Source organism: uncultured Pseudomonas sp. (genome assembly GCF_943846705.1).
In the GTDB taxonomy this organism is placed as follows: Bacteria; Pseudomonadota; Gammaproteobacteria; order Pseudomonadales; family Pseudomonadaceae; genus Aquipseudomonas.
Genome location: NZ_OX044366.1, coordinates 1,909,211 through 1,929,046, shown reverse-complemented (window position 1 = coordinate 1,929,046; position 19,836 = coordinate 1,909,211). Strand labels below are relative to the sequence as shown.

19 protein-coding genes are annotated in these 19,836 nt (G+C 59.6%); 3 read left to right on the top strand and 16 right to left on the bottom strand.

What is annotated here, in order from left to right; genetic code table 11:
• Positions 1-2: 2 nt before the first annotated feature.
• The 3 genes from ileS to murJ all read right to left on the bottom strand — a co-directional run bounded on the left by ileS (position 3) and on the right by murJ (position 5,415).
• Positions 3-2,834 (bottom strand): isoleucine--tRNA ligase, encoded by a 2,832-nt coding sequence (gene ileS / locus Q0V31_RS08990; protein WP_298187060.1) that lies wholly within the window; start codon positions 2,832-2,834, stop codon positions 3-5.
• A gap of 33 nt (positions 2,835-2,867) precedes the next feature.
• The gene (ribF, locus tag Q0V31_RS08985) at positions 2,868-3,794 is read right to left on the bottom strand and encodes a bifunctional riboflavin kinase/FAD synthetase (RefSeq protein WP_298187058.1); all 927 of its coding nucleotides are present in this window, start codon (positions 3,792-3,794) and stop codon (positions 2,868-2,870) included.
• A gap of 76 nt (positions 3,795-3,870) precedes the next feature.
• On the bottom strand, positions 3,871-5,415 hold the full coding sequence (gene murJ / locus Q0V31_RS08980) for a murein biosynthesis integral membrane protein MurJ (RefSeq protein WP_298187056.1): 1,545 nt from the start codon (positions 5,413-5,415) through the stop codon (positions 3,871-3,873).
• A gap of 195 nt (positions 5,416-5,610) precedes the next feature.
• On the opposite strand from murJ, the gene rpsT reads away from it, so the two are divergent.
• Positions 5,611-5,889, top strand: coding sequence for a 30S ribosomal protein S20 (gene rpsT, locus Q0V31_RS08975; RefSeq protein WP_298187054.1), 279 nt, complete (start codon positions 5,611-5,613; stop codon positions 5,887-5,889).
• A gap of 148 nt (positions 5,890-6,037) precedes the next feature.
• On the opposite strand, the gene Q0V31_RS08970 is transcribed toward rpsT, so the two are convergent.
• The 5 genes from Q0V31_RS08970 to rplU all read right to left on the bottom strand — a co-directional run bounded on the left by Q0V31_RS08970 (position 6,038) and on the right by rplU (position 9,708).
• Positions 6,038-6,502: a CreA family protein gene (locus Q0V31_RS08970; protein WP_298187051.1), complete on the bottom strand. Its 465-nt coding sequence runs from the start codon at positions 6,500-6,502 to the stop codon at positions 6,038-6,040.
• Between the two features lie 10 nt (positions 6,503-6,512).
• Positions 6,513-7,631 (bottom strand): glutamate 5-kinase, encoded by a 1,119-nt coding sequence (gene proB, locus Q0V31_RS08965; protein ID WP_298187048.1) that lies wholly within the window; start codon positions 7,629-7,631, stop codon positions 6,513-6,515.
• A 69-nt stretch (positions 7,632-7,700) separates the two neighbouring features.
• Complete coding sequence (gene cgtA / locus Q0V31_RS08960) at positions 7,701-8,924, bottom strand: Obg family GTPase CgtA (RefSeq protein WP_298187046.1); 1,224 nt, start codon at positions 8,922-8,924, stop codon at positions 7,701-7,703.
• A 175-nt stretch (positions 8,925-9,099) separates the two neighbouring features.
• Positions 9,100-9,357, bottom strand: coding sequence for a 50S ribosomal protein L27 (gene rpmA, locus Q0V31_RS08955; RefSeq protein ID WP_003176049.1), 258 nt, complete (start codon positions 9,355-9,357; stop codon positions 9,100-9,102).
• A gap of 39 nt (positions 9,358-9,396) precedes the next feature.
• Complete coding sequence (rplU, locus tag Q0V31_RS08950) at positions 9,397-9,708, bottom strand: 50S ribosomal protein L21 (protein ID WP_298187039.1); 312 nt, start codon at positions 9,706-9,708, stop codon at positions 9,397-9,399.
• Positions 9,709-9,967: 259 nt separating this feature from the next.
• Here rplU and Q0V31_RS08945 point away from each other — a divergent pair, with 259 nt between their 5' ends.
• Positions 9,968-10,936: a polyprenyl synthetase family protein gene (locus Q0V31_RS08945; RefSeq protein WP_298187037.1), complete on the top strand. Its 969-nt coding sequence runs from the start codon at positions 9,968-9,970 to the stop codon at positions 10,934-10,936.
• A 144-nt stretch (positions 10,937-11,080) separates the two neighbouring features.
• Positions 11,081-11,308, top strand: a complete 228-nt coding sequence (locus tag Q0V31_RS08940; RefSeq protein ID WP_298187034.1) for a hypothetical protein — start codon at positions 11,081-11,083, stop codon at positions 11,306-11,308.
• A gap of 105 nt (positions 11,309-11,413) precedes the next feature.
• On the opposite strand, the gene Q0V31_RS08935 is transcribed toward Q0V31_RS08940, so the two are convergent.
• The 8 genes from Q0V31_RS08935 to ettA all read right to left on the bottom strand — a co-directional run bounded on the left by Q0V31_RS08935 (position 11,414) and on the right by ettA (position 19,789).
• Positions 11,414-12,031, bottom strand: a complete 618-nt coding sequence (locus Q0V31_RS08935) for an FKBP-type peptidyl-prolyl cis-trans isomerase (RefSeq protein ID WP_298187032.1) — start codon at positions 12,029-12,031, stop codon at positions 11,414-11,416.
• An 80-nt stretch (positions 12,032-12,111) separates the two neighbouring features.
• A complete protein-coding gene (locus tag Q0V31_RS08930; RefSeq protein WP_298187030.1) occupies positions 12,112-12,240 on the bottom strand; it encodes a DUF2256 domain-containing protein in 129 nt (42 codons plus the stop codon).
• Positions 12,237-13,772 carry a cryptochrome/photolyase family protein gene (locus Q0V31_RS08925; RefSeq protein ID WP_298187027.1) on the bottom strand — a complete coding sequence of 512 codons (1,536 nt, stop codon included), beginning with the start codon at positions 13,770-13,772 and terminating at the stop codon, positions 12,237-12,239. Before Q0V31_RS08925 ends, Q0V31_RS08930 begins: the two co-directional genes overlap by 4 nt.
• Before the next feature lie 12 nt (positions 13,773-13,784).
• Entirely contained in the window at positions 13,785-14,090 is a 306-nt protein-coding gene (locus Q0V31_RS08920) for a DUF6482 family protein (RefSeq protein WP_298187025.1), read from the bottom strand.
• A gap of 140 nt (positions 14,091-14,230) precedes the next feature.
• The gene (locus Q0V31_RS08915) at positions 14,231-14,719 is read right to left on the bottom strand and encodes a TIGR00645 family protein (protein WP_298187022.1); all 489 of its coding nucleotides are present in this window, start codon (positions 14,717-14,719) and stop codon (positions 14,231-14,233) included.
• Between the two features lie 202 nt (positions 14,720-14,921).
• Entirely contained in the window at positions 14,922-15,263 is a 342-nt protein-coding gene (locus Q0V31_RS08910; RefSeq protein WP_298187020.1) for a hypothetical protein, read from the bottom strand.
• 198 nt (positions 15,264-15,461) lie between these two features.
• On the bottom strand, positions 15,462-17,924 hold the full coding sequence (locus tag Q0V31_RS08905) for an AAA family ATPase (RefSeq protein WP_298187017.1): 2,463 nt from the start codon (positions 17,922-17,924) through the stop codon (positions 15,462-15,464).
• Between the two features lie 197 nt (positions 17,925-18,121).
• The gene (gene ettA / locus Q0V31_RS08900; protein WP_136663178.1) at positions 18,122-19,789 is read right to left on the bottom strand and encodes an energy-dependent translational throttle protein EttA; all 1,668 of its coding nucleotides are present in this window, start codon (positions 19,787-19,789) and stop codon (positions 18,122-18,124) included.
• Positions 19,790-19,836 lie beyond the last annotated feature (47 nt).

Here is a 19,836-nt window from a genome sequence, read left to right as displayed (position 1 = left end):
TGTTAAGCATAGTGACGAACCTCGCCAGCGCCTTCGATATTGTCCACGCAACGACCGCAGATTTCCGGATGCGCCGGCTTCACGCCGACATCCTCACGGTGGTGCCAGCAGCGCGCGCACTTGGCGTGAGCGGACTTGAGCACTTTCAATTTGAGGCCGGCCACTTCGGTTACAACTGCATCGCCTGGCGCCGCACTGAACGGCGCCAAGCTGGCGGTGGAGGTGATCAGCACGAAACGCAGCTCGTTGCCGAGCTTGTTCAGATCTGCAATCAAGCTGTCTTCGGCATACAAGGTGACTTCGGCCTGCAGGTTGCCGCCGATGGCCTTGGCCGCGCGCAGGTTTTCCATCTCCTTGTTCACCGCGACCTTGACCGCCATGACCCGCTCCCAGAACTCGCGGCTCAGTTCGAAGTCCTGCGGCAGCTCGCTCAGGCCCTGGTACCAGCCATTGAGCATCACCGACTCATTGCGCTCGCCCGGCAGGTACTGCCAAAACTCGTCGGCGGTGAAGGACAACACCGGGGCGATCCAGCGCACCAGGGCTTCAGCGATGTGGTACAGCGCACTCTGACAGGAGCGACGCGCCACGCTGTCGGCGGCGGTGGTGTACTGACGGTCTTTGATGATGTCGAGGTAGAAGCCACCCAGTTCCTGCACGCAGAAGTTGTGCACCTTCTGGTAGACGTTCCAGAAGCGGTAGCTGTCGTAGGCCTCTTCAATTTCGCGCTGCAGCAGCAGCGCACGATCGACTGCCCAACGGTCCAGCGCCAACATCTCATCGACCGGCAGCAGATGCTGCGCTGGGTCGAAACCGCTGAGGTTGGACAGCAGGAAGCGCGCGGTATTACGGATACGCCGGTAAGAATCGGCGCTGCGCTGCAGGATGACCTTGGACACGGCCATTTCACCGGAGTAGTCGGTGGACGACACCCACAGGCGCAGAATATCGGCACCCAGGCTGTCGTTGACTTCCTGCGGTGCGACCACGTTACCCATCGACTTGGACATCTTGCGGCCGTTCTCGTCGACTACAAAACCATGGGTCAGCAGCTCTTTGTACGGCGCATGGCCGTCGATCGCCGCACCGGTCAGCAAGGAGGAATGGAACCAGCCGCGATGCTGGTCGGAACCTTCCAGGTACAGATCAGCGCGCGGGCCGCTGTCGTGGCCCATCGGGTGCGAGCCACGCATTACGTGCCGGTGGGTGGTGCCCGAGTCAAACCAGACGTCCAAGGTGTCGCTGATTTTGTCGTAGTCGGCGGCTTCATCACCCAGCAACTCGGCAGCGTCGAGCTTGAACCAGGCTTCGATGCCCTCTTGCTCAACGCGCTGAGCGACTTCTTCCATCAGCTCGGCGGTGCGCGGGTGCAGCTCACCCGACGCCTTGTGCAGGAAGAACGGGATCGGCACGCCCCAGTTACGCTGACGCGAGATGCACCAGTCCGGACGCCCGGCAATCATGCTGTGCAAGCGCGCCTGGCCCCAAGCTGGAACGAACTCGGTCTGCTCGATGGCGCTCAATGCACGCTCGCGCAGGGTGTTGCCTTCGTGAGGCTGCTTGTCCATGCCAACGAACCACTGCGCCGTCGCGCGGTAAATCAGCGGCGTTTTGTGCCGCCAGCAGTGCATGTAGCTGTGCTGGATGGCTTCGTGCTTGAGCAGCGCGCCGACTTCTTCGAGCTTGGCGACGATGGCCGGATTGGCTTTCCAGATAAACTGGCCGCCGAAGAACGGCAGATCGCTGACGTACACGCCATTGCTCTGCACCGGACTGAGAATATCGTCATTGCTCATGCCGTAGCCTTTGCAGGAGCGGAAGTCGTCTTCGCCATAGGCCGGGGCCGAGTGCACGACGCCAGTACCGGCACCCAGCTCAACGTATTCCGCCAGATACACCGGGGCGAAGCGCTCGTAGAACGGATGACGGCAGCGGATCAGCTCCAGCGCAGCGCCCGGAGCCGTGGCGATCACTTCACCTTGCAGGCCATAACGGGCCAGGCAGCCTTCAACCAGCTCTTCCGCCAGCAGTAGCAGGCGCTCGCCAGTGTCGACCAAGGCATAGGTAAACTCGGGGTGGACGTTAAGCGCCTGGTTGGCAGGAATGGTCCACGGCGTGGTGGTCCAGATCACGATAGAAGCAGGCTTCGGCAGGCTGGACAGACCAAAGGCAGCGGCCAGCTTGTCGGTATCTTCAACCACGAAGGCCACGTCGATAGCCTCGGACTTCTTGTCCTGATACTCGACTTCAGCCTCAGCCAGCGCCGAACCGCAATCGAAGCACCAGTTGACTGGTTTCAGACCCTTGAACACAAAGCCTTGCTTGACCATCTCGGCCAGCGCGCGGATCTCGCCGGCTTCGTTGGCAAAGTCCATGGTCTTGTACGGATTGCCCCAGTCACCCAGCACGCCCAGGCGGATAAAGTCGGCCTTCTGCCCTTCGATCTGCTCGCCGGCATAGGTCCGGCAGCGCTCACGGGTCAGGTCAGAGGGCTGATTCTTGCCGAAGGTGGTTTCCACCTTGTGCTCAATCGGCAGGCCGTGGCAGTCCCAGCCCGGCACATAGGGGGCGTCATAGCCGGCCAGGGTCTTGGAGCGGGTAATGATGTCCTTGAGGATCTTGTTGACCGCATGACCAATGTGAATGCTGCCGTTGGCGTAGGGCGGGCCATCATGCAGGACGAACTTCGGCCGGCCTTCGCCTTGCGCACGCAGCTTCTGATACAGGCCAATTTCATTCCAACGCTGCAAAATCTGCGGCTCGCGCTGCGGCAGACCGGCTTTCATCGGGAATTGGGTATCAGGCAGATTCAACGTGGCTTTGTAGTCAGTCATTTCAGGCTCTTCTAAGCGGTTGGCGCTATGTGTTTAAGCGCACCAATAGGCGCGGGCGGCGACAATATCGGCAGCAATTGCTGCCTTGAGTGCCTCAAGCGAGGCGAAACGCTGCTCATCACGCAGCTTGCGGTGGAAGGCCACCGTTAAACGCCGGCCATATAGATCACCGGCAAAATCCAGCACATGTACTTCCAGGTGGGCACTGCCATCACCTGTAACACTCGGTCGCACACCAATATTGGCCACACCCGGCCAAGTCTGGCCGTCGATTTCAGTGCTAACCAGATACACCCCGCGCAGCGGCACACGCTTGCGTTTTAGCTGCACATTGGCGGTTGGCGCATCCAGCTGTCGCCCCAACTTCTGCCCGTGCAAGACTCGCCCGGCGATCTGGAAGGGCCGCCCAAGCAAGTGCTGCGCCAGGGCAAAATCGCCGACATCCAGCGCTTCACGCACCCGCGTGCTGCTGACACGAATACCGTCCAGCTCGACCGTGCTGGCTGCCTCGACACTGAAGCCTTCACGCTCACCAGCCTCGGCCAGGAAGGCAAAATCGCCAGCACGATCACAACCAAAACGGAAATCATCACCGACTTCCAGGTGCTGCACACCTAGGCCATCGACCAGCACGCGCTGGACGAACTCGGCGGCGCTCAGCTCGCGCAAACGGGGGGTGAAGCTCAGGCACAACACCTGATCAACACCCTCCGCAGCCAGCAGTGCCAACTTATCCCGCAAGCGAGTTAAACGAGCCGGGGCGCTGTCGGGCGCGAAGAATTCACGGGGTTGCGGCTCGAAAATCAACACACAGCTAGGCACGCCCAGCTCAGCGGAGCGCTCACGCAAACGCGCCAAGATGGCCTGGTGACCACGATGGACGCCGTCGAAATTACCGATGGTGGCGACACAGCCCCGATGCTGGGGCCGCAAATTGTGTAGGCCTCGAACCAGCTGCATAACGCGCTTCTTGCTCATAAAGTGGTCGATTATACGCACACCGGGCAGCAGACAACAGGCGGCAAATCAGCCGCCTTCAGAGCGCGCTGCGCCGGGCGAAGTCACGCAGACGAAAGCCCAGCAGCGCCAACACCGCGAAATAGGCCAGCAGCCCCACGCCAACCAGTCCGGCCAATCGCAGCAAGCGCCAGAGCATGCTGCCGTCCGCCCAAGCCGGCAGCTGCTGCATGACCAACAGCAGCGCCGCCACCATTGCCAGCAACGCCAGCAACAACTTACCAGCAAACATCGCCCAGCCTGGCTGCGGGGTAAACATCTCGCGCTTACGTAACTGCCAATACAGCAGCCCGGCATTCAGACAGGCGGCCAAACCAATCGCCAAGGCCAGCCCGGCATGCGCCAGCGGGATCACGAAGACGAAAAGGATGTTCATGGCCTGGGTTGCCAGCAGCGTCACCAGACCGATACGCACCGGGGTTTTGATGTTCTGCTGGGCGTAAAAGGCGGGCGCGAGGATTTTCACCAAAATAATCCCGACCAGACCGAATGAGTAAGCGATCAGCGCGCGCTGCGTCATCGCCGTGTCGGCCGCACTGAACTTGCCGTACTGGAACAACGAGGCGATCAGCGGCTCGGAGATAATGGCCAACGCCACCGCACTGGGCAGCGCCAACACCAGGCACAGCCGCAAGCCCCAGTCGAGCAGCTTGGAGTAATCCTCGCGACTGGCTCCAGCATGGGTTTTCGACAAGGCCGGCAGCAGAATGGTCCCTAGCGCAACGCCGAGCACGCCAGCCGGCAACTCCATCAGCCGGTCGGCGTAATACATCCACGACACAGAGCCGGCAACCAGAAAAGAGGCGAAAACCGTGTTGATGATCAAGGAGATCTGACTGACCGAGACCCCGAAGATCGCCGGCCCCATCTGCTTCACCACCCGCCAAACACCGGTGTCTTTCAGATTCAGACGTGGCAGCACCAGCATGCCGATCTTGTGCAGGTGCGGCAGCTGAAATAACAGCTGCAACAGCCCGCCCACCAACACCGCCCAGCCCAGCGCCATGATCGGCGGGTCAAAATAAGGCGTCAGGAATAGCGCAAAGACAATCATGCTGACGTTCAGCAAGGTCGGCACAAACGCAGGCACCGAGAAACGGTTCCAGGTATTGAGTACCGCCCCGGCCAGCGACGACAGCGAGATCAGCAAAATATAAGGGAAGGTGATCCGCAACAGATCGGTGGTCAGCTCAAAGCGCTCCGCCTCATCGGCAAAGCCCGGCGCGGAGGCCCAGACGATCCACGGCGCAGCCAGAATGCCGATAAAGGTGACCAGCGCCAGCACCAGGGTCAGCAAGCCAGTCACATAAGCGAGAAAAGTGCGTGCAGCCTCATCGCCCTGCTGAGTTTTATATTCGGCCAGAATCGGCACAAAAGCCTGGGAAAACGCCCCCTCAGCAAAAATACGCCGCAGCAAATTGGGCAATTTGAACGCCACCACAAAGGCGTCCGAGGCCACGCCAGCACCGAAGGTGCGAGCAATAATGGTGTCGCGTACAAAGCCCAGCACACGCGAAAGCATGGTCATGGAGCTGACAGCGGCCAACGACTTGAGCAAATTCATGTAATAATTCGATTTCCGCAAACAAGCACAGCCGCGGAAAACCCGCCGTCGCGCAAAGGCGACGAGTGTAGCGCCCAGCCACTGGTCAGGCCAGCACAGGGAAAAGCCTACGGGGTTGACAGCACGCCCTCATATCGGCATGATTCGCGGCCTTATTTGTTTGTAACCCCCAGAATTTTTTCGAGGAGCTTGACGGTGGCCAATACACCTTCTGCCAAAAAACGCGCAAAACAGGCTGAGAAGCGTCGTAGCCATAACGCCAGCCAGCGCTCGATGGTCCGTACTTACATCAAGAACGTTATCAAGGCTATTGAAGCTAAAGATGCTGCTCTTGCAACAACCGCTTACACCCTGGCTGTGCCGGTAATCGACCGTATGGCCGATAAAGGCATCATCCACAAGAACAAAGCAGCTCGCCATAAGAGCCGCCTGAATGGCCACATCAAAGCACTGAGCCAAGCTGCAGCTGCCTAAGCCGCTAGCGACTCACTGTTAGATGTTAAAAAACCGGCTTAGGCCGGTTTTTTATTGCCCGGAGAAAAGCGCAACCACCCCTGCGAGCCAGAGACCAAGCCGACAAACGACACACAAGAAAAAGCCCGAATCTCTTCGGGCTTTTTCTTTAGGGCTTTTGCGGCCAGGGCAGAATCGGAATCGCCGTCACCGCATTTTGCGGACTCCCTTCGATCACCCGATCGCTGTAGACCAGATAAACCAGGGTATTGCGCTTCTGATCGAAGAAGCGCACCACCTGCATGGTCTTGAACACCAGCGAAGTGCGCTCACGAAAGACCTCCTCACCCTCCTTGAGCTTATCGAGAAAGCTGATTGGCCCGACCTGACGACAGGCAATCGATGCCTCGGCGCGATCTTCAGCCAAGCCCAGGCCGCCCTTGACGCCACCGGTCTTGGCCCGCGACAGGTAACACGTCACCCCCGCCACCTTGGGATCATCAAAAGCCTCGACAACGATCTTGTCGTTCGGCCCCATAAGCTTGAAAACCGTCGACACCTCACCAACCTTTTCCGCCACTGCCAACCCAGGCAGCAACATCAGCGCACCCAGCAATCCCTTTACAGCTCGCATCAGCCTACCCTCAGACCAGAATCAAATTATCCCGATGCACCAACTCAGGCTCATCCACATAACCGAGCAACCGCTCAATGGCATCCGACGACTGACCGATGATCTTCTGCGCCTCAAGCGCACTGTAATTGGCCAAGCCGCGGGCAATTTCGCGGCCATCAGCCGCCACACAAACAACCATCTCACCACGACGAAAGCTACCCTGCACAGCTTTCACGCCAACCGGCAGCAAACTCCGCGTGCCGGTCGCCAGCGCCTTGACCGCCCCCTCATCCAACACCAGAACACCACGGGTCTGCAGATGCCCAGCCAACCACTGCTTGCGCGCCGCCAACATACCGCGCTCGGGCGCAAGTAGCGTACCCAGACGCTCGCCCGCCCTGAGCCGCGCCAGCACCTGCTCGATGGCACCACCAACAATCACTGTATGCGCACCGGAACGCGCCGCCAAGCGCGCCGCACGCAGCTTGGTCTGCATACCACCACGCCCTAACGCACCACCCACACCACCCGCCACGGCATCCAGCGCCGGATCATCGGCGCGCGCCTCATAAATCAGCTCGGCATTGGGGTTATGCCGCGGATCGGCGTTATACATGCCGTCACGATCCGTAAGGATCACCAGCAGATCAGCCTCGACCAGGTTGGCCACCAATGCCGCCAAGGTATCGTTATCGCCGAAGCGGATCTCATCGGTGACCACGGTGTCGTTTTCATTGATCACCGGCACCACATCCAGATCCACCAGCGTTCGCAGCGTGCTGCGCGCATTCAGGTAACGCTTGCGGTCAGACAGGTCGTCATGGGTCAGAAGAATCTGCGCCGTGCGCCTACCGTGCTCGGCAAAGCTCGACTCCCAGGCCTGGATCAGCACCATCTGCCCGATTGCTGCAGCCGCCTGCAGCTCGTGCATGGCACTCGGTCGCGCCACCCAACCCAAGCGACTCATGCCTGCAGCTACCGCCCCAGAGGACACCAGCACCAACTCCACACCCTGCTCGCGCAGCGCAACCATCTGCTTGACCCACACCGCCATAGCCGCACGATCCAGACCACGACCATCTGCCGTTAGCAACGCACTGCCAATCTTCACCACCCAGCGCTGCGCACCGGTTACCTTGTCACGCATGATCATCCAACCCCAGCAGCGACCTGTGATTACAAAAACGCCGCAATTAAGCGGCGTTGTTGTAGTTGCTTAATCCCGGACGTAAATGATTTCCGGGCCATCCTCTTCGTCTTCTTCATCCCAGAAGCTGTCGTCTTCATCGACATCGCTCACCGCGCGAACACCGGAACGACGCAGCGCACGCTTGTCGTCCAAGGCCTGCAACTGGGCACGCGCCTCATCTTCGATGCGCGTATCCAGCTCAGCCAACTCAGCCGCGTACTCTGGGTTTTCCTGAATGCGCTCAGCGCGCGCCTCAAGGAAGTCCATAATGTCATAACACAGCTGCTCAGTCCCCTCGCGAGCCAGGGCAGAGATCACGTACACCGGCCCCGTCCACTCGATCCGCGCGACGATTTCAGCGATACGCGCCTCTTGCTCCTCATCGAGAATCTGGTCGGCCTTGTTCAGCACCAGCCAGCGCTCACGCTCCGCCAGCGACGGACTGAACTTGGTCAACTCATCGACAATTGTTGCCGCCGACTCAGCAGGATCAGTCAGATCCAGCGGCGCCATGTCCACTAGGTGCAACAACAAACGGGTACGCGACAAGTGCTTGAGGAAACGAATCCCCAGACCAGCGCCATCAGAAGCACCCTCGATCAAACCCGGAATATCCGCGACCACAAAGCTCTTGTAGCGATCAACACTGACCACACCCAGGTTCGGCACCAGGGTGGTGAACGGATAATCAGCAACCTTCGGCTTGGCTGCAGAAACCGAGCGAATAAAGGTGCTCTTGCCAGCGTTCGGCAAGCCCAGCAGACCGACGTCCGCCAACACCTTCAACTCCATCTTCAGGTCGCGCGCATCACCCGGCTTGCCCGGCGTGGTCTGCCGCGGCGCACGGTTAGTACTGGACTTGAAGCGAGTATTACCCAGACCGTGCCAGCCACCCTGAGCAACCAGCAAACGCTGCCCAGGCTTGGTCAGGTCACCCATAACCTCCTGAGTACCCGCATCAATGATCGTAGTCCCAACCGGCACCGGCAGAATCAGATCCTCACCCTTGGCACCCGTACAATCGGTACTGCCGCCCTTCTCACCATTCGGTGCCTGGAAGCGGCGGGTATAGCGGTAGTCCACCAAGGTATTGAGATTGGCGAAGGCCTCGATATAAATCGAACCACCATCACCACCATCACCACCGTTGGGGCCGCCTTTTTCGATGAACTTCTCACGACGGAAGCTCATCATGCCGTTGCCACCATCACCGGCCTTTACAGAAATCGATACTTCATCGACGAATTTCATAGGTACGCCTCCCGCAACAAGGCGGGTTATCTAAAACGAGAAACACCAGGTTCTTGCAAAATTGACCTGCATTCAATCTGAACGCCAACACCCAGGGCAGTTTGGCAAGAACCCCAATAATACAGAAACAAAAAAGCCCCGTCGCAAGGACGGGGCTTTCCCAGCAGTCGCGCAATTAAGCCGCAACGACGCTCACGTAACGGCGGTTGAACGCGCCTTTTACTTCAAACTTGATCACGCCTTCGATTTTCGCGAAGAGGGTGTGATCTTTACCCATGCCTACGCCGTAACCGGCGTGGAACTGGGTGCCGCGCTGACGCACGATGATGTTGCCAGGAATGATTTTCTGGCCGCCATACATCTTCACGCCAAGGCGTTTGGCTTCTGAGTCGCGACCGTTGCGGGTACTACCGCCAGCTTTTTTGTGTGCCATGAGTTCAATACTCCTATGAAGGGATCAGACTGAAACGAGTTAAGCCTGGATACCGGTGATTTTGATCTCGGTGTACCACTGACGGTGGCCCTGGCGCTTCATGTGGTGCTTACGACGACGGAACTTGATGATGGTGACCTTGTCGTGACGGCCCTGGGCGATCACTTCAGCTACAACCTTGGCACCTTCAACAACCGGCGCGCCGATTTTAACGTCGTCGCCATTGCCGATCAGCAGAACACGGTCGAAAGTCACAGCTTCGCCAGTGGCCAGCTCGAGCTTTTCGATCTTGAGGAACTCGCCTTCGGCGACTTTGTATTGCTTGCCACCAGTAACAATTACTGCGTACATGGTAAATCTCCGTTAATCCTGCTCACCCAGCGCTTTATAGGAATAAGTGTCGGCTGGCATGGCTGCTTGGGGCCTAAAGAACACCCTTGCAATTGCGTAAGGCAGGGAAATACCCAGGGGGGAAGTTCAGGGTGCGCGATTGTACGCAAGCCCCCCGCGCGACGCAAGGCCCAGGCACTAACAGCCAAGCCAGTTACCTTGACAGCCCCTACCCTGCCCCCTAGCATGCCGCGCAACCCATGAGCAGCAGGTATAAGCGATGCAACCCCAGGCTTTCTACCGCGTGGTGGCGGATGACTTTACCGCCGTCGACGGCATCATCCGCGCCCAACTGGTGTCGCGCGTACCGCTGGTAGAGAAAATCGGCGACTACATTATTTCCGCGGGCGGTAAACGCTTGCGCCCCTTGCTGGTGTTGCTCAGCGGCAAGGCGCTCGGCCTGAACGGTGACAACCTGCGCCTGCTGGCTGCCACCATCGAATTCCTGCACACCGCCACCCTGCTGCACGACGACGTCGTCGACATGTCCGATATGCGCCGCGGGCGCAGCACCGCCAACGCCCAGTGGGGCAATGCGCCGAGCGTACTGGTGGGCGACTTTCTTTATTCGCGCTCGTTCGAAATGATGGTCGAGCTGGGCTCCATGCCCGTGATGAAGATTCTTTCCAAGGCCACGCGGGTGATTGCCGAAGGCGAAGTGCTGCAGCTGTCGAAGATCCGCGACGCCAGCACCACCGAAGAAACCTATATGGAGGTCATCCGCGGTAAGACGGCGATGCTCTTCGAGGCCTCGACCCACAGCGCCGCGGCCCTGGCCAACGCCAGCAGCGCACAAACCGAAGCGCTGCGTACCTTTGGCGACCACCTCGGCGTGGCCTTCCAACTGGTCGACGACCTGCTTGATTACCGCGGCGACGCCAGCGAGCTGGGCAAGAACGTCGGCGACGACCTGGCCGAAGGCAAACCAACCCTGCCGCTGATCTACACCATGCGCGAAGGTACACCTGAGCAAGCCGCGCTGGTGCGCCAGGCCATTCAGAAAGGCGGCATCGAAGATCTAGAGAGCATCCGCGATGCTGTCGAAGCTGCCGGCGCCCTCGACTACACCGCTCGGCAAGCGCGCGCCTACGCCGACCGTGCGATCGCCTGCCTGGACGCGCTGCCAGCCAGCGAATACCGCGACGCGCTCATCGAACTTTGCCGCTTTGCTGTGGCGCGCACACACTAGCCGCCGAGCCCGCTATCAAGAGCCCGCCCACGTGACGGGCTTTTTTTATGCGCGCCATTCAAGCACACGACGAATGGTGCAATTAGCCCTTGCTATAAACATAATAAGAATTATTCTCATCCATCCAATCAAGGGAGACGAGTCATGACCTACCTGATCGACGCGTGGCTGGACCGCCCGCAACCGTATCTACGCATTCTTAACCGCCGCACCGGTGAGGTCTGCGCCGTGCTCAAGGAGGATGCTTTGGATGAGCTGCGCGACCAGGGCGATCTGGATCTGCATGAACTGAACTCCAGCGAACCGCTGGTGCTCAAGGAGCTGGTGCGTAATCTGTTTCTGTATTGCTACGCCCGGGCATTGCGCCCCTGACGACCTGAGCATAAACGCATCGTGGGCATGGGCCACTCCTACTCCAGCCATGCTGGAACTGCGTAGAAGCGAGCCATGCCCGCGAAGTAGACGCGACTCTAGTGGTTAGAGAACGTCGAGCAGCTCCACATCAAACACCAGTACGCTGTGCGGCGGGATGCTGCCGACGCCTTGCTCGCCATAGGCCAGCTCGCTCGGCACATACAAGCGCCACTTGCTGCCGGCATTCATCAGCTGCAGGGCTTCGGTCCAGCCGGCGATTACACCGCCCACTGGAAACTCAGCCGGCTGGCCACGATCGTAAGAGCTGTCAAACACAGTGCCGTCGATCAGGGTGCCGTGGTAGTGCGCGCGAATGGTGTCTTCGCGGGTTGGCATGGCGCCAGTGCCAGTGTTCAGCACTTCGTACTGCAGGCCGGAAGCCAGCGCAGTAATGCCTTCACGCTTGGCGTTTTCGGCGAGGAAAGCCAGGCCGGCGCCAGCAGCCGCTTCGGCCTTGGCCGCCGCTTCTGCCTGCATGATGTCGCGGATCACTTTGAAGCTGGCCGACATCTCGTCTTCGCTGACACGGCTTTGCTGACCATTGAAGGCATCAGCCAGGCCAGCAACGATGGCGTCCAGGCTCACGCCCGGCGGCGGGTTGTCGCGCAGTTGACCGCCCAGTTGACGGCCAATGCCGTAGCTGACGCGGGTTTCATCAGTCGAGAGATTGATTTCGGACATAGCACGGCTCCGCTAGGGGCTAAAAAAGGGCGGCCAGCCTAGCACAAAGGCTCGACTCACCCTAACCAGCCCCCCCGACCCTAACGTTGGCGGCGACAGCGCTCGGAGCAATACTTCACCTCCTCCCAGCAACGCGCCCACTTCTTACGCCAGGCGAAGGGCAAGCCGCACACTTGGCAGGCCTTAACGGGCAAGTCGGCTTTCTTCACAGCGCCTCACCGGCATCCAAGCGTGCCAATAGCTGCTCGCCGCGCGCCCAAAGGCCTTGCTGCTTGGCCTCAGTCATTTTATCCAGGCCGCGGTAGATCATGCTCAAGCGATGGTTGCCGGCCAGCTGCTCGCGATGACGCATAAGAAAGTGCCAGTACAGCGCATTGAAGGGGCAGGCCTGCTCACCCACGCTTTCAGTGACCTTGTAGGCGCAATCGCCACAGTAGTTGGACATACGCTTGATGTACTGGCCACTGGCGCAATACGGCTTGGAGCCCAGATAACCGCCATCGGCGTGCATGACCATGCCAAGGGTGTTGGGCAACTCGACCCAATCAAAGGCATCCATATACACCGCCAAGTACCACTCACAGACCTGGCTGGGTTGAATACCGGCCAACAGGGCAAAGTTACCGGTGACCATCAACCGCTGGATATGGTGGGCATAGGCATGCTCCAGAGTCTGGCCGATGGCTTGGCTCATGCACTTCATGCGGGTTTTGCCGGTCCAGTAAAACTCAGGCAGCGGCCGCCTATTACCGAAGGCATTGCGCTCGGCGTACTCCGGCATGTGCATCCAGTAGATGCCGCGCACGTACTCACGCCAGCCAAGCAACTGCCGAATAAAGCCCTCAGCGGCGTTCAACGGCACATGCCCACACCAGTAGGCGGCTTCGACATCCGCACAGACACGGCGCACATCCAGCAGGCCAATATTCAGCGCCGCACCGATGCGTGCATGAAACAAATACGGCTCACCCAGCGCCATGGCATCTTGATAGTCACCAAAGGCCGGCAGGGCAAATTCAACAAAGTGCTGCCACAGCGCTTCGGCCTCAGCCTGAGTGACCGGGTAATCAAAGGACTCCAGGCTGCCGTAGTGATGACTGAAACGCTCAGCCACCAGCACCAGCACCTCTTCAGTGATCGCATCCGCCGGGAAGCGCGCACTCATCGGCGCTTTAATCTGCTTGGGCAGCGTCTTACGGTTTTCTGCATCAAAGTTCCAGGCGCCGCCCACCGGCGTGCCGTCGCCGTTCATTAACAAACCTGTCTTACGGCGCATCTCGCGGTAAAAAAACTCCATGCGCAACTGCTTGCGACCCTCAGCCCAGCGGGCGAACTCATCGCGTGCGCAGACAAATCGGCTGTCGGCATGCCAGGTGATCGGCACCGCGCAGGTGCGCAGCGCCTGCTCCAATCGCCACTCGCCGCACTCGGTTATGTGCACTTCGGTGGATTGCAGCAGCGCCGCCCAACGCTGCAGCTCACCCGGTAGCGAGCCACTGTTGTGCGGGTCATCCAATTTGACGTAATGCACCTGCCAGCCGCGCTCACGCAGCGCGTTGGCAAAGTGGCGCATGGCACTGAAGATCAGCGCAATTTTCTGCGGATGGTGCGGCACGTAGTCGGTTTCCGCCGCCACCTCGGCGAGCAATACGGCATCGTGCTGTGGGTCTAGCGCCTGCAGGCTGGGCAGGTCAAAGGACAACTGATCACCGAGCACCAGGGCAAGCCGACGAATAGACATAGACGACTATGGTTACCAGGAAGAATTAAAGGACATTGGCACGCGCAGAACCTCTTGGGCGCCGTCTTGCATGCCGCACATCTCGTCATGCACCACTGCATGCACGAGGTGAAACGGTATGGGCGGGATATCGCTGAGCAGATCACGTGCATGCTCAACCGAGCGCAGGTGCAGGGTTTTACCGTGGTCATCACGAAGCGGATGGGCACGACCATCCATGTGCGCCTCCAGCAAGTAGATACCGCCCTCAATAGAAATCAGGTTGAGCGCATCGATATGCCCGGCATGGGCGTGCTGCGATAGGCTTTGTAGATTCATGATCACCACCTCAGGCGAGCGAAGCTATACAAATAATCATATAAATACAATTCTTGTACAAGAACACAAAAGTACAAGGCAAAACGCAAACCGCCCGTCCGTTTTGCAACGGCCGGGCGGTGAATGACAGCAAAACCGATTTAGTGCTTGGTCAGCTTATCCAGATAGCCCATGGCAAAGGCCGACAGCACAAACGCCATATGAATGATCACGTACCACATCAAATATTCCGTCTCGATGTTCTGCGCATTCATAAACACTTTGAGCAAATGGATCGAGGAGATCGCCACGATGGAGGCGGCCACCTTCATCTTCAGTGAGCTGGAGTCCATTTTGCCCAACCAGCCGAGCTTTTCGGTGCCCTCGGTTATATCCAGTTGGGACACGAAGTTCTCGTAACCGGAAATCATCACCATCACCAGCAAACCGCCGACCAGGGCCATATCGATCAACGACAGGATCACCAAAATCAGATCGGCCTCAGCCATGGAGAAAACACTGGGCAGTAAGTGGAAGACTTCTTGAAAGAACTTCAGCGCCAAGGCCAGCAGGCCGAGCGAAAGGCCGAAGTAAATGGGCGCCAGCAGCCAGCGGGAGGCATACATGGCGTTTTCGATAAAGCGTTCCATAGGGGCTCTCTCAGGGTTTAAAACTGGCGGCGAGTATACTCAGCGCCTTCGCTCAGACAACCCTGGAGTGTGGCAATACATGACAAGCCAGGTTATCCCCGGCAACTGTGGATAACCTTGTGCGCAGGCTTAGGATCAATGGCTGAAAGCCAGCCATCTGTAGGGGTTGCGACGACTGGTCAAATACTCACCAAGTGCCCGCTCAGCTCTCCGGCAGAAACTGACTATCACCCAGGTGGTGGCCACGCGCGGCGTTTAGCCGGCGCAGTTCGGCCTGAATATGCAGCCGCCAGATCGGCACGTCCGTACAGGGCTCGTAGCCCATGCCACGCAAGTTTTCGGCGATCTCGGCGAGGACATCCTCTGCGGCTAAAGCCCCGCAGAATGGGCCCTGCGCCTTGATAGCCGAGGGCTGCGCAGCGGCCATGCCGGCGGCGAAGATCAGCGTCCAGAGGCCATTATTACCAGCCAGCGGCAGCACCACACATTCGATGCGGGTATCCAGGCCTAGGCAGTGACGGGTGAGATTGAGGTTGCGCGACATGGCGACGACCCTCTCGGTAGCTGTACTTCAGCCTACACCCGAGCGAGCATCAGAGGGAAGCCAACAGTTAACCCCACATACTGTGGATAACTGTGTGGATTAAGTGAGGAAAAGCCCTCCACAGCGAGGCGCATCGGCGGGCAGCGACACTCGCTCAGTGACTGACCAGCCACCGAGCGAACAGCCGCAGCGCAATGGTCACTCGAGCACAGGCTTTTTCGCCCGCGGCTTCTTCTCCTTGACCACAGCAGCAGGCTCTTCCTTTTTCGGCTCGTCCTTGTCGTCGTCTTCCATGCCGATCGCGGCGATATCACGCAAGCGCTCAACCACCCGAGCATTGACGCTGCCCGCCGGGAATTGCCCCTGTTCATTAGGTGAGCCGGCATCCGCACCCACCAGCAGGCTCAGCGCCTCATCGACCTGGCGCACCGCATAGATATGGAACTGCCCGGCGCGTACCGCCTGCAGCACCCGCTCATCGAGCATCAGGGTGGTGACGTTGGAGTGCGGGATGATGGCACCCTGCTCGCCGGTCAGGCCGCGCGCCTCGCAAAGGCGGAAGAAGCCTTCAATCTTCTCATTCACCCCGCCGACCGCCTGCACCTCACCAAACTGGTTGATCGAACCAGTGATGGCGAAACACTGCTTGAGCGGCGTGCGTGACAACGCCGAGATCAGCGTGCAGACCTCACCCAAGGACGCGCTGTCACCGTCGACATAACCATAGGACTGCTCCAGGGCGATGCTCGCGGAGATTTCCAGGGGAAACTCCTGGGCATAACGGCTGCCCAGGTAACCGGTGAGAATCATCACGCCCTTGGAGTGGATCGGCTGGCCGAGGTTGACCTCGCGCTCGATGTCGACAATGCCGCTGCCGCCCGGATACACCGTGGCGGAAATCCGCGCGGGCACACCAAAGGCAGAGTCGCCGACTTCCAACACGGTCAAACCATTGCACTTGCCGACAGCGGCACCGGCGGTGTCGATCAGGATAATTCCGGCGAGCATGTCGTCGATGATTCGCGCCGAGACCCGCCCGGTGCGGGTGGCCTTGGCTTTCAGCGCACGCTCGATATGCCCGGCGTCAGTGACCTCATCATTCGCCAGGCTACGGATAAAGTCCGCCTCACTGACCAACTGAAACAGATCGCCAATGCGCGCCGACAAGCGCCCCTGGTGTTCAGCCAAACGCGCACTGTAGGTTGCCACGCGCGCCACGGCGGCGGCGGTCAGCGGTGCCATGCCCTCTTCCGAGGTGCGGGTTTTCATCAGCTGGGCGAACTGTTCCAGGCTGTCGTCGGCCAGGGGGATTTCCTCATCGAAGTCGGCCAGTACGCGGAACATCTCCTGAAAATCCGGATCGAGGTCCTGCAGCGTATAATACAGCTGACGCGAACCGATGATCACCACCTTGAGATGCAGTGGAATCACCTCAGGCGTCAGGGTCACTGTGGCGATGCGGCCGAGGTCACCCAGCGGCGACTCCATCTTCAACTGCCGCGATTGCAGGGCACGCTTGAGCGCATCCCAGACAAACGGCTCACCGAGCATCTTCTCCGCTTCGAGAATCAGGAAGCCGCCGTTGGCGCGGTGCAAAGCGCCGGGGCGCAGTTGCCGGTAACTGGTGTAAAGCGCACCCTGATCGGTGTTGTACTCAATGCGCCCGAACAGGTTGTCGTAGGTCGGGTGCGACTCAAACACCACCGGCGCGCCGCCCTGGGCGTGATGCCCCACCACCAGGCTCGGGCAGTACTGCTCTTCGAGCAGCTTGCGTGTTTGCGCATCGATCTTGTCGACCTCGACCAACTGCTCAACCACGGTTTTCAGCAGATTGACCTGCACCGCCTGCAGGTAGGCACAGACGCCGGCGTTCTCCGCGTATTTCTCCGAAAGCGGCGCCAGTAACGGCTGCAACGCCACGGTGATGGTTTCTTCATTGAGCTGACGCAGCAGGTTGCTCGACTCACGCTTCCATTGCGGCAGGCTGGCCAGCTCCTCGTTAAGGCGCTCTTCCAGGGCGGCGATATCGGCATGAAAGCGCTCACGGTCGGCTTCCGGCAACTGGGCGAACTCAGCCTCATCCAGCGCCTTGCCTTCCAGCATGGGGGTAAACGCGATATTGCTGCTGTCGCGGTACAGGGCAATGCTCTTTTCCAGCGACAGCCGCTCGATGATGTCCAGCGCCTGGTCGTAACGTTTATTGAACGCACGGTCGATGGCGTTCTTCTTCTGCTGGAACGAGGGGTGCTCGAACACCGCAGGAAAGGTCGCCAGCAGGTTGTCGATCAGCCCGTTGATATCCGCGAGAAACTCCGCCGCGGTGCCGGACGGCAGCTCCAGAGCGCGGGGCTCGCGTGGCTCATCGAAATGGTTGACGTAAAACCGGTCCGCCGGGGTTGCCAGCCGCTTGGCTTCCGCCTTGAGGTAGCGCTTAACGAAGGAGAACCGACCGGTGCCGGGCTCGCCCATCACAAATACGTTGTAGCCGGGGCGCGGCATCGCCACGCCGAACTGCAGCGCCTCAACAGCGCGCTCCTGGCCTAAGACGCCGCGAAAGGGCTCTAGATCTTCGGTGCTGGTGAAGTTGAACTGCTCAGGAGAAAACGGCCGGGTAAGTGCTTCGGGAGCCAAGCGCAAATGGGCGGCGACAGAGTCTGGCATTGTAAATCCTTGGACGGAAACCTGAGGGAAATCATGGCCGCATCGGCCGCGCTCCACAAGCCATAAGCGCGATCCGCCAGCCGCTTACCGCGCTTTATTGCCGGTGAACCCGCACCAACGCCGGAAACACTCCACTCAAGTGAAAACCCAGAAACAAAAACGGAGCCCTAAGGCTCCGTTTTGCAGTACAGCGTGGCTTACTGCGCCAGCTTCTTGTAACGCACGCGGTGCGGCTGGGCGGCCGCATCACCGAGGCGTTTTTTACGATCGGCTTCGTACTCGGTGTAGTTACCTTCGAAGAACTCGATGTGCGAGTCATCTTCGTACGCCAGGATGTGGGTGGCCACGCGATCGAGGAACCAACGGTCGTGAGAGATCACAATCGCCGCGCCCGGGAAGTCGAGCAGCGCCTCTTCCAGCGAGCGCAGGGTTTCCACGTCGAGGTCGTTGGACGGCTCATCCAGCAGCAGCACGTTGGCGCCCTCTTTCAAAGTCAACGCCAAGTGCAAGCGGCCACGCTCACCACCGGAGAGGTCCTTGACGAACTTCTGCTGGTCGCCGCCCTTGAAGTTGAAGCGCCCGACGTAGGTGCGCGACGGCACTTCATAGTTGCCGATCTTGATCATGTCGGAGCCACCAGACACGGCTTCCCACACGCTCTTGCTGCCGTCGAGGTCGTCGCGGCTCTGGTCGACGCAGGCCAGTTGCACGGTTTCACCGATCTCGATGCTGCCCGAGTCCGGCTGCTCCTTGCCCATCAGCATGCGGAACAGCGTCGACTTACCGGCACCGTTACCGCCGATCACGCCGACGATGGCGCCCTTGGGCATGCTGAACGACAGGTTGTCGATCAGCGCGCGGTCGCCGTAGCCCTTGCTGACGCCCACAAAGTCGATGACCTTGTCACCCAGACGCGGGCCGACCGGGATATAGATCTCGTTGGTCTCGCTGCGCTTCTGGAATTCCTGCGACTGCATTTCCTCGAAGCGCTGCAGGCGGGCCTTGGATTTCGACTGGCGGGCTTTAGCGCCTTTGCGCACCCATTCCAGTTCTTCCTTCATGGCTTTTTCATGCGCCGACTGCTGCTTGGATTCCTGGGCCAAGCGGTTGGACTTAGCCTCCAGCCAGCCGGAGTAGTTACCCTCGTAAGGAATACCCGCGCCGCGGTCGAGTTCGAGAATCCAGCCAGCGACGTTATCCAGGAAGTAACGGTCGTGGGTAATCGCCACCACAGTGCCCTGGAAGTCATGGAGGAAGTGCTCCAACCAAGCCACCGAGTCGGCGTCCAGGTGGTTGGTTGGCTCATCCAGCAGGAGCATGTCGGGAGCCGACAGCAGCAGGCGGCACAGCGCCACGCGGCGCTTCTCACCACCGGAGAGCACGGCAACTTTGGCGTCCCAGGCAGGCAGGCGCAGGGCGTCGGCGGCGACTTCCAGCTGACGCTCCAGGTTGTGGCCGTCGCTGGTTTGCAGGATGGCTTCGAGCTTGGCCTGTTCGGCGGCCAGCTTATCGAAGTCGGCATCCGGCTCGGCGTACGCGGCGTAGACCTGATCCAGACGCGCCTGGGCATCTTTAATGTGGCTAACCGCCTCTTCCACCACTTCGCGCACGGTTTTGCTTGGATCAAGCTGCGGTTCCTGCGGCAGGTAACCGATATTCAGCTCCGGCATCGGCCGCGCTTCACCGTTGAACTCGGTATCGACACCCGCCATGATTTTCAGCAGGGTGGACTTGCCCGAACCGTTGAGACCGAGTACGCCGATCTTGGCGCCAGGGAAGAACGACAGGGAGATGTTCTTGAGAATTTCCCGCTTCGGCGGCACTACTTTGCCGAGCCGATGCATGGTGTAAACGTATTGAGCCATGATGACCTTGATTCTGGAATGAAACGAAAGAGAGTCGCCAACTAATG

Bases quoted from the DNA above. Each gene is read 5' to 3' on its own strand.
- ettA (WP_136663178.1), bottom strand. From the start codon at position 19,789: ATGGCTCAATACGTTTACACCATGCATCGGCTCGGCAAAGTAGTGCCG.
- Q0V31_RS08905 (WP_298187017.1), bottom strand. From the start codon at position 17,924: ATGCCAGACTCTGTCGCCGCCCATTTGCGCTTGGCTCCCGAAGCACTT.
- Q0V31_RS08925 (WP_298187027.1), bottom strand. From the start codon at position 13,772: ATGTCTATTCGTCGGCTTGCCCTGGTGCTCGGTGATCAGTTGTCCTTT.
- Q0V31_RS08910 (WP_298187020.1), bottom strand. From the start codon at position 15,263: ATGTCGCGCAACCTCAATCTCACCCGTCACTGCCTAGGCCTGGATACC.
- ileS (WP_298187060.1), bottom strand. From the start codon at position 2,834: ATGACTGACTACAAAGCCACGTTGAATCTGCCTGATACCCAATTCCCG.
- proB (WP_298187048.1), bottom strand. From the start codon at position 7,631: ATGCGTGACAAGGTAACCGGTGCGCAGCGCTGGGTGGTGAAGATTGGC.
- Q0V31_RS08920 (WP_298187025.1), bottom strand. From the start codon at position 14,090: ATGAATCTACAAAGCCTATCGCAGCACGCCCATGCCGGGCATATCGAT.
- cgtA (WP_298187046.1), bottom strand. From the start codon at position 8,924: ATGAAATTCGTCGATGAAGTATCGATTTCTGTAAAGGCCGGTGATGGT.
- rplU (WP_298187039.1), bottom strand. From the start codon at position 9,708: ATGTACGCAGTAATTGTTACTGGTGGCAAGCAATACAAAGTCGCCGAA.
- Q0V31_RS08935 (WP_298187032.1), bottom strand. From the start codon at position 12,031: ATGTCCGAAATCAATCTCTCGACTGATGAAACCCGCGTCAGCTACGGC.
- Q0V31_RS08945 (WP_298187037.1), top strand. From the start codon at position 9,968: ATGCAACCCCAGGCTTTCTACCGCGTGGTGGCGGATGACTTTACCGCC.
- rpmA (WP_003176049.1), bottom strand. From the start codon at position 9,357: ATGGCACACAAAAAAGCTGGCGGTAGTACCCGCAACGGTCGCGACTCA.
- Q0V31_RS08970 (WP_298187051.1), bottom strand. From the start codon at position 6,502: ATGCGAGCTGTAAAGGGATTGCTGGGTGCGCTGATGTTGCTGCCTGGG.
- Q0V31_RS08940 (WP_298187034.1), top strand. From the start codon at position 11,081: ATGACCTACCTGATCGACGCGTGGCTGGACCGCCCGCAACCGTATCTA.
- Q0V31_RS08915 (WP_298187022.1), bottom strand. From the start codon at position 14,719: ATGGAACGCTTTATCGAAAACGCCATGTATGCCTCCCGCTGGCTGCTG.
- murJ (WP_298187056.1), bottom strand. From the start codon at position 5,415: ATGAATTTGCTCAAGTCGTTGGCCGCTGTCAGCTCCATGACCATGCTT.
- ribF (WP_298187058.1), bottom strand. From the start codon at position 3,794: ATGCAGCTGGTTCGAGGCCTACACAATTTGCGGCCCCAGCATCGGGGC.